Annotated in this window: 7 protein-coding genes; 5 read left to right on the top strand and 2 right to left on the bottom strand. The window is 73.8% G+C overall.

Annotation, left to right across the window (positions count from 1 at the left end):
- The first annotated feature begins 254 nt into the window (after positions 1-254).
- On the top strand, positions 255-1454 hold the full coding sequence (locus tag BUE41_RS28730; RefSeq protein WP_084756073.1) for an FIST signal transduction protein: 1200 nt from the start codon (positions 255-257) through the stop codon (positions 1452-1454).
- Positions 1455-1457: 3 nt separating this feature from the next.
- Here BUE41_RS28730 and BUE41_RS28725 read toward each other — a convergent pair whose 3' ends face one another.
- On the bottom strand, positions 1458-2588 hold the full coding sequence (locus tag BUE41_RS28725) for an epoxide hydrolase family protein (RefSeq protein ID WP_073460493.1): 1131 nt from the start codon (positions 2586-2588) through the stop codon (positions 1458-1460).
- Between the two features lie 39 nt (positions 2589-2627).
- Positions 2628-3389, bottom strand: a complete 762-nt coding sequence (locus BUE41_RS28720; RefSeq protein WP_073460492.1) for an IclR family transcriptional regulator — start codon at positions 3387-3389, stop codon at positions 2628-2630.
- 60 nt (positions 3390-3449) lie between these two features.
- Between BUE41_RS28720 and BUE41_RS28715 the strand changes: the two genes are divergently transcribed.
- The 4 genes from BUE41_RS28715 (at position 3450) to BUE41_RS28700 (ending at position 6558) form a co-directional block, all read left to right on the top strand.
- On the top strand, positions 3450-4643 hold the full coding sequence (locus tag BUE41_RS28715) for a 4-hydroxybenzoate 3-monooxygenase (RefSeq protein WP_073460491.1): 1194 nt from the start codon (positions 3450-3452) through the stop codon (positions 4641-4643).
- Positions 4640-5365, top strand: coding sequence for a protocatechuate 3,4-dioxygenase subunit beta (pcaH, locus tag BUE41_RS28710; protein WP_200804155.1), 726 nt, complete (start codon positions 4640-4642; stop codon positions 5363-5365). Before BUE41_RS28715 ends, pcaH begins: the two co-directional genes overlap by 4 nt.
- On the top strand, positions 5358-5897 hold the full coding sequence (gene pcaG / locus BUE41_RS28705) for a protocatechuate 3,4-dioxygenase subunit alpha (protein ID WP_073460489.1): 540 nt from the start codon (positions 5358-5360) through the stop codon (positions 5895-5897). The genes pcaH and pcaG overlap by 8 nt, the downstream gene beginning before the upstream one ends.
- A gap of 172 nt (positions 5898-6069) precedes the next feature.
- Positions 6070-6558 (top strand): GtrA family protein, encoded by a 489-nt coding sequence (locus BUE41_RS28700; protein WP_143172433.1) that lies wholly within the window; start codon positions 6070-6072, stop codon positions 6556-6558.
- The last annotated feature ends 83 nt before the right edge of the window (positions 6559-6641 follow it).

Genomic DNA, 6641 nt, shown 5'->3' with positions numbered 1-6641 from the left:
CGGAAGATCCGGAAGCGAGTACTCGGCCACGAGTTCCTCCTGCTCTGTGCCTTTGCTGGCGATCGAATCCTTCCCCAGTGGACTATGCCCCGCGACCCGCGGGGTCGCGTCGCCGGGGGGTGCTGCCGGGGTGCGGACCATCGTGCCGGTTACCCGGGCACGCCGCCCGGTGAAACCGTCCACCGCCGGTGGCCCCGCTCCCGGCCGTAGGCGAGGATTGCTGCCGAAACGGACGTGTGCAGGGACGGAACGCGATGACGAACGGGTCGGCACGATCAGCGGGCGACACCGGCGAGAGCACCGGCGGCGCCGGTCGGCGCTTCGGCGACGGGCTCGCCACCGGGCCCGATCTGGAGGGGGCCGCAGAGGTCGCCGTCGCCCAGGCACTGGACGGGTTGGGCGGCCAGGCCCCGGATCTGCTCGCGGTGTTCGTCGCGCCCGGGCCGGGCCAGGACCCCGATCAGGCTGCGGCGGCGGGGGAGCGCGCCATGCAGCTCGCCGGGGCGCGCGCCGCGTTCGGCGGCACGCCGACCGGGGTGATCGGCGGCGGGCACGGGCGGGAGCAGGGGCCCGCGGTGGCCGTGTGGGCCGCTGTGCTGCCGGGCGTGGAGATCGAGACGTTCCGGATGTCCGCGCGCCACGCCGCCGGCGACATCGAGCTGACCGGCCTGCCCACTGAACTTCCCGAGGGCCGCGGCGTGGTGGCCGCCGTCGTCGATCCGTACACCTTCCCCGCGGCGGGCTTCCTGCGCTGCCTGCCGGCCGGCGCGTCGGTCGTCGGCGGGCTCGTCGGCTCTCCCGGGCCGGGCGCGGCCCGGCTGTTCCTCGACGGTGAGGCGTTCGCCCGCGGCGGCGTGGCGGTGCGGCTCTCGGCCACCGACGGCGTGCGGACCGTCGTCAGCCAGGGCTGCCGGCCGATCGGGCCGCCGATGACGGTCACCCGCGCCGAGCGCAACATCGTGCTGGAGCTGGCCGGTCAGCCCGCCTACCACCGGCTCGTCGAGATCGTGACGGCGCTGAAGCCCGAGGACCAGGAGCTGGTGGCCCGTGGGCTGCACGTCGGCATCGCGGTCGACGAGTACGCCGATGAGCACGGCCGCGGCGACTTCCTCATCCGCGGGGTCCTCGGGGTGGACGAGCACGGCGGCGCGATCGCGGTCGGCGACGTCGTCGAGGTGGGGCAGACGCTGCGGTTCCAGGTCCGCGACGCCGGGGGCGCCGGGGAGGACCTCACCGAGCTGCTGGGCTCGCGCCCGGCCCGGGGGGCGCTGCTGTTCTCCTGCAACGGGCGGGGCACCGCGATGTTCCCCGACGCCGACCACGACGTGCGCATCGTGCAGAAGGCGCTCGGCCCCGAGGGGCTGGCCGGGTTCTTCGCGGCGGGCGAGATCGGCCCGGTGGCGGGGCAGAACCACCTGCACGCGTTCACCGCGTCGCTGCTCGTCTTCGACTGACCCTCACCGCAGGCTGCGGAAGAACGTGCGCAGCTCGTCGACGTACAGCTCCGGCTCCTCCAGCGACGCGAAGTGCCCGCCGCTGGTCGGCTCCGACCAGTACCGCAGGTCGGTGTAGCGGCGCTCCAGCCAGGACCGCGGCAGCCGCACCATCTCGTGCGGGAACCGGGTGACGCCGGTCGGCACCGGCACCTCGTCGGTGCGGCGGCGCCCCCCGTAGCTCTCCCAGTACAGCCGCGCCGACGACGCACCGGTGCTGGGCAGCCAGTAGTGCATGACGTTGTCGAGCAACCGGTCGCGGGAGATCGTGTTCTCCGGGTGGCCGGCGCAGTCGCTCCAGTCCCAGAACTTCTCGACGATCCACATGCACTGGCCGACGGGGGAGTCGGCGAGGGCGTAGCCGAGCGTCTGCGGCCGGGTGGACTGCTCGGCGGCGTACCCGCTGCCGAACCGCTGGAACTTCCGGGCGGCGGCGAGCGCCTCCTGCTCGGCCGGGGTGAGCGGCGGGTCGTCGTCGGGGCGCGGAGCGAGCGGCATCGTGAGGTGGATGCCGTAGAGCATCTCGGGCGCCCCGGTGCCCAGCGCCGAGGTGATGATCGAGCCCCAGTCGCCGCCCGCCGCGGCGAACCGGTCGTAGCCGAGCCGGTCCATCAGCTGCGCCCACGCGGTCGCGATCCGCTCCACGCCCCACCCGTTCACGCGCGGCTTGCCGCTCCACCCGTACCCGGGCAGGGACGGCACCACGACGTGGAAGGCATCGCGCGGGTCCGGCGGATCGACCAGCGCGTCGATGATGTCGAGGAACTCCACGACCGAGCCGGGCCAGCCGTGGGTGAGCAGCAGCGGCATCGCGTCCGGGTGCGGCGAGCGGCGGTGGATGAGGTGCACCGTGACGCTGTCGTCGCCGCCCCCGTCGAGCCCCGTGACGAACTGCGGCAGCGCGTTCAGCTCGGCCTCGCAGCGGCGCCAGTCGTAGCGGTGCGCCCAGTAGTCCACCAGCTCGCGCGCGTAGTCCAGCGGCACGCCCTGGGTCCAGCCGCCGACCGTCGCCTCCTCCGGCCAGCGGGTGCGGGCCAGCCGGGCACGCAGGTCGGCCAGCTCGGACTCGGGGATCTCGACGGTGAACGGGCGCATCGCAGGTGATCGTCGTGCTGGCGGGCGGGAACGGCAAGCTCAGGCGGGGGAGGTGTTCGCCACCCGCCGGGAGATGCCGCGCGCGGCGGCCACCACGACGGGTACGTACGGCTGCGCGCCCGCCTCCACCGGCGCGACCACCGAGATCGCGGCCACCACCCGGCCGTCGCCCCCGCGCACCGGTGCCCCCACCGACAGCGACACCAGCTCGATCTGGCGCATCGTGATCGCCACGCCGGTGCGGCGGACGTCGGCCAGCGCCCGCCGCAGCTCGTCCGGGTCCGTGACGGTCTCCGGCGTGAACCGCCGCACCGGCCGGGCCAGCGCCGCCTCCAGCACGTCCGGCGGGGCGTGCGCGAGCAGCACCCGGCCGACCGCGGTGGTGAGCGCCGGCAAGCGGCCGCCGACGCGCGTCAGGATGCTCACCGCGTTGCGCGGTGCGAGTCGTTCCAGGTAGACGACCTCTGGGCTGCGGCCGTCGTCGGCGAGCACTGCGAGCTGGACGTTCTGCCCGGTCGCGGCGCAGAGGTCCTCCAGGAACGGCATCGCCAGCTCGCGCAGGCCGAGCCCGCGCGGGGCGAGCGAGCCGATCTCCCACAGCCGCAGCCCGATGCGGTAGCGCCCGTCGAGCCGCTCCAGGGCGCCGCCCGCGACCAGCTCGCCCGCCAGCCGGTGGGTCGTGGTGAGCGGGAGCCCGCTGCGCCTGCTGAGCTCGGTGAGCGTCAGCTCAGGCTGCTCGGCGCTGAACGCCGACAGCAGGGTGAGCACGCGTTCGGTCACCGATGACCCCACGCCCGTCATCCTTCCGCTCAGCGGAAGAGCTGTCGTGTTCGGGGGGTGCGCTCAGCCACCCTCCACGTCATGCGCACCCAGGTCGCGATCATCGGAGCCGGACCTGCCGGGCTGCTGCTCTCCCACCTGCTCGCCGGGGAGGGCGTCGACTCGGTGGTGCTGGAGGCGCGCAGCCGCAGCTACATCGAGCAGCGGGTGCGGGCCGGGGTGCTCGAGCACCCGACGGTGCAGCTGCTGCGCGAGGCCGGGCTGGCAGACCGGCTCGACCGCGAGGGCATGCCGCACGCCGGCATCACCCTGCGCTTCGGCGAACCCGGGGAGCGCCGCGACCACCACATCGACTTCCACGACCTCGTCGGCCGCGGCATCACCGTGTACGGCCAGCAGGAGGTCGTGAAGGACCTCGTCGCCGCCCGCATCGCCGACGGCGCCGAGATCGGGGCGCAGCTGTGGTTCGAGGTCTCCGAGATCGCGATCAGCGGCATCGAGTCGGACGCCCCCGTCGTCGCGTTCACCGATGCCGAGGGCCGCCGGCACGAGCTGACCTGCGCCGCCGTGGCCGGCTGCGACGGCTACCACGGCATCTGCCGGCCGCTCGTCGCACCGCGCACGATCGAGCGCACCTACCCGTTCGCTTGGCTCGGCATCCTCGCCAAGGCCGCGCCGACCCACCACGAGCTCGTCTACTCCCACCACCCGAACGGGTTCGCGCTCTACTCCATGCGCAGCCCGGAGATCACGCGGCTCTACCTGCAGGTGCCGCCCGACACCGACCCGGCGTCGTGGTCGGACGCCCGAATCTGGGACGAGCTGGGCACCCGCCTGGCCGCCGAGGGCTTCCACCTCAACGAGGGCCCGGTGCTGGAGAAGGGCGTCACCGCCATGCGCAGCATGGTCGCCGAGCCGATGCGGCGCGGGCGGCTGTTCCTCGCCGGCGACGCCGCGCACATCGTGCCGCCCACCGGGGCCAAGGGCATGAACCTCGCGGTCGCCGACGTGGCCGTGCTCGCCGGTGCTCTGCGCGACCTGCTGCGCGGCGATCACCGGGCCGCGGACGCCTACACCCGCACGTGCCTGTCGCGGGTGTGGCGCGCCGAGCACTTCTCCTGGTGGATGACGTCGATGCTGCACATCTTCGACGACGCCACGGAGTTCGACCGGCGGCTGCAGCAGGCGCAGCTCGCCTACACCGTGTCCAGCCGCGCGGCGGCCACCAGCCTCGCGGAGAACTACACCGGATTCCCCCACGGAGCGGTCCTGTGACGACTTCACCCCCCACGCACGTGCGCGGCTACGCGCCCGCGCCTGCCGGAACCCACCCGAACCTGGACTGGCCCGCCTACCGCAGCACCGAGCTGCGGGCCCCGAAGCACCGCCCGATCCTGCTGCCGCACCGGCTCACCGAGGTCACCGGGCCGCTGCTCACCGGGCCCGCCGGGCCGGCCGACAACGACCTGACCCGTCAGCACGCGGGCGAACCGCAGGGGCAGCGGATCATCGTGTTCGGCCGGGTGCTCGACTCCGACGGCCGCCCGGTGCCGGACACCCTCGTCGAGGTGTGGCAGGCCAACGCGGCCGGACGCTACGCGCACCAGAACGACAACTGGCCCGCGCCGCTGGACCCGAACTTCACCGGGTCCGGCCGGGTCGTCACCGACTCGCTGGGCAACTACTCGTTCACGACGATCAAGCCGGGTGCCTACCCGTGGCGCAACCACCACAACGCCTGGCGTCCGGCGCACATCCACTTCTCGCTGTTCGGGCGCGCGTTCACCCAGCGGCTGGTGACGCAGATGTACTTCCCCGACGATCCGCTCTTCCCGTACGACCCGATCTTCAACTCGGTGCCGGACGAGGCGGCGCGCAAGCGCATGATCGCGACGTTCGACCTCGACGCCACGAAGCCCGAGTGGGCGCTGGCGTACCGCTTCGACATCGTCTTGCGCGGCCGCGAGCAGACCCCCTTCGAGGAGCCCCATGCCTGAGCTCACCCCATCGCAGACGGTCGGCCCCTACCTCGCGCTGGGCCTGACCTGGCCCGACGGGCACCTCGTCGTGCCCGAGGACGCGCCGGGCGCGATCGTGGTCCACGGCGTGGTGACCGACGGCGCCGGCGAGCCCGTCCCGGACGCCGTCGTGGAGACCTGGCAGGCCGACGCCGACGGCCGCTTCGACCACCCCGAGGACCCCCGCGGCGGCAGCGGGTTCCGCGGGTTCGGCCGCTGCCTGACCGCGCCGGACGGCAGCTGGCGCGTCGTCAGCGTCAAGCCGGGCGCGATCGGCGATGGCCAGGCCCCGCACATCGACGTGTCGGTGCTGGCCAGGGGCCTGCTCGACCGGGTGGTCACGCGCATCTACTTCCCCGACGAACAGGCGGCCAACGCCGCTGACCCGCTGCTCGCCACCGTGCCGCAGGAGCGCCGATCGACCCTGCTCGCGGTCCCGGACGGGCCGGGCCGGTTCCGGTTCGACATCCGCTTGCAGGGGGAGGGCGAGACCGTCTTCCTCGCGGTCTGATGCCCGGGCGCGCCGGGCGCTGTGACGTCCGTCCCGATACGCTGGGCCGGCCGGTCGGCACGGAATCACCCGGTGCGCGCGGCGTTGTCCTGAGGGGAAGGCAGCGCGCGCACATGCCGGAGCGGGTCGCTGGATCCCGCGGCGGCGACGGGGAGAGGACGTGGTCGAGGCGATGGTGTCACCATCCGCGGCCCCGTTCTCGGCGAGGCACGCGTTCGTCGTCCAGCTGGCGCGCTACGCGGTCGTCGGCGGGCTCGGCACCGCGGTCAACGCGCTGATCTACCTCATCCTGCGGGTGTGGATCGACCCGGTGCCGGCGAACCTGGTGGCCGTCGTGCTCTCCACGATCGCCTCCACCGAGGCCAACCGGCAGTTCACCTTCGGCGGCGCGGCGGGGCACCGCTGGCGCAACTACGTGCAGAACGCCGGCACGATGGTGTTCTACGCGTTCTACAGCTCCACCGTGCTGCTGATCCTCGCGGCGCTGGTGGACGATCCCGGGCCGACGCTGGAGGCCACCTGCGTAGCGGCGGCGAGTGCGCTCGGCGGGCTCTGCCGGTTCCTCGTCATGCGGTACTGGGTGTTCGGTGCCCGCGGTGAGCCGGTGGAGGCGGCGCCGGACGAGGCGGGCGGGGCGATGGCGGACGCGCGCAGCCGCTGACCCGGGCCCGGTCTACACGCAGCGAACGGCCCTTTCGTCCACCCCGAGTGGACGAAAGGGCCGTTCGTCGCCGTCCGGCCTTC

Origin of the sequence: Pseudonocardia thermophila (genome assembly GCF_900142365.1) — a bacterium.
In the GTDB taxonomy this organism is placed as follows: domain Bacteria; phylum Actinomycetota; class Actinomycetes; order Mycobacteriales; family Pseudonocardiaceae; genus Pseudonocardia; species Pseudonocardia thermophila.
This window is presented reverse-complemented; position numbering and strand designations above follow the sequence as displayed.

Bases quoted from the DNA above. Each gene is read 5' to 3' on its own strand.
- BUE41_RS28730 (WP_084756073.1), top strand. From the start codon at position 255: ATGACGAACGGGTCGGCACGATCAGCGGGCGACACCGGCGAGAGCACC.
- BUE41_RS28725 (WP_073460493.1), bottom strand. From the start codon at position 2,588: ATGCGCCCGTTCACCGTCGAGATCCCCGAGTCCGAGCTGGCCGACCTG.
- BUE41_RS28720 (WP_073460492.1), bottom strand. From the start codon at position 3,389: ATGACGGGCGTGGGGTCATCGGTGACCGAACGCGTGCTCACCCTGCTG.
- BUE41_RS28715 (WP_073460491.1), top strand. From the start codon at position 3,450: ATGCGCACCCAGGTCGCGATCATCGGAGCCGGACCTGCCGGGCTGCTG.
- pcaG (WP_073460489.1), top strand. From the start codon at position 5,358: ATGCCTGAGCTCACCCCATCGCAGACGGTCGGCCCCTACCTCGCGCTG.
- BUE41_RS28700 (WP_143172433.1), top strand. From the start codon at position 6,070: ATGGTGTCACCATCCGCGGCCCCGTTCTCGGCGAGGCACGCGTTCGTC.